The 1,444-nt window shown below is 62.7% G+C and carries 1 protein-coding gene and 1 pseudogene; both read right to left on the reverse strand.

Going from position 1 to position 1,444, the window contains the following annotated elements; translation table 11 throughout:
- On the reverse strand, positions 1-1,076 hold a 1,076-nt coding region (gene gmd / locus FJM65_RS21070), incomplete at its 3' end, for a GDP-mannose 4,6-dehydratase (protein ID WP_140624344.1).
- Between the two features lie 56 nt (positions 1,077-1,132).
- Positions 1,133-1,444 (reverse strand): annotated as a pseudogene (locus FJM65_RS21075) (GDP-L-fucose synthase); the annotation flags it as partial.

The raw sequence follows: 1,444 nt of genomic DNA on the forward strand, positions 1-1,444 counted from the left end.
GCCAGGTAGCTGTCGCGCTTGAAGAGCTCGATGTCGTTGTGCATCATGTCCTTGACCAGGGCCGGCAGGTCGTACTTCGGCGTCCAGCCCAGCTTCTCCCGCGACTTGGTCGCGTCCCCGATCAAGAGCTCCACCTCCGTGGGGCGGAAGTAGCTCGGGTCCACGCACACCACCTCGCTGCCCACCTCCAGCTGGTAGTCCGGGTTAGCGCAGGCGGCCACGTAGCCTTTCTCCTCCACGCCCTCGCCGCGGAACTCGACCTCGATGCCCAGCTCGGCAAAAGACATCTTCACGAAGTCGCGCACCGTGGTGGTCACGCCCGTGGCGATCACGAAGTCCTCCGCCTCCTCCTGCTGCAGGATGCGCCACATGGCCTCCACATAATCTTTGGCGTGGCCCCAGTCGCGCCGGGCGTCCAGGTTGCCCAGGTAGAGCTTGTCCTGCAGGCCCATGCCGATGCGGGCGGCCGCGCGCGTGATCTTCCGCGTCACGAAGGTCTCGCCCCTGAGCGGCGACTCGTGGTTGAACAGGATGCCGTTGCAGGCGAATATGCCGTAGGCCTCGCGGTAGTTGACCGTGATCCAGTAGGCGTAGAGCTTGGCCACGGCGTAGGGCGAGCGCGGGTAGAAGGGCGTGGTCTCCGACTGCGGCACGGCCTGCACCAGGCCGTAGAGCTCGGAGGTGGAGGCCTGGTACACCTTCGTCTTCTGCGTCAGGCCCAGGATGCGGATGGCCTCCAGGATGCGGAGCGTGCCCAGCCCGTCGGCGTTGGCCGTGTACTCGGGCGTGTCGAAGCTCACCTTCACGTGGCTCATGGCCGCCAGGTTGTAGATCTCGTCCGGCTGCGTCTCCTGGATGATGCGGATCAGGTTCGTCGAGTCGGTCAAGTCGCCGTAGTGGAGCTTGAAGTTCACGTTCTGCTCGTGGGGGTCCTGGTAGAGGTGGTCGATGCGGTCGGTGTTGAAGCTGGAGCTGCGGCGCTTGATGCCGTGCACCTTGTAGCCTTTGCTGAGCAGCAGCTCGGCCAGGTAGGCGCCGTCCTGGCCGGTCACGCCGGTGATAAGGGCAGTTTTCATTCTGTAAAGGGTATGTAATAAGTATAGTGAAGAATTATAGTAAACGGATATATATACTATACTTCCACAATTTTGTTTTTGAAATCTTCGTAGGCCAGCGCGATCCCTCCTCCAGGCCCGTCGAGTCCCGGAAGCCCAGGGCGTGCAGCTTGGAGACATCCATGAGCTTACGAGGCGTGCCGTCGGGCTTGGAGGTGTCGAACTCGAGCTCGCCTTCAAAGCCCACCACCTGCTTGACCAGCAGGGCCAGCTCCTTGATGGTGATGTCCTCCCGGTGCCGATGTTGACGAGCTCGCGGCCGCTGTAGCGCTCCATCAGGTAGAGGCAGGCCTCGGCCAGGTCGTCGGCAAAGAGGAACTCGCGGCGCG

Origin of the sequence: Pontibacter mangrovi (assembly GCF_006385705.1) — a bacterium.
GTDB lineage: Bacteria > Bacteroidota > Bacteroidia > Cytophagales > Hymenobacteraceae > Pontibacter > Pontibacter mangrovi.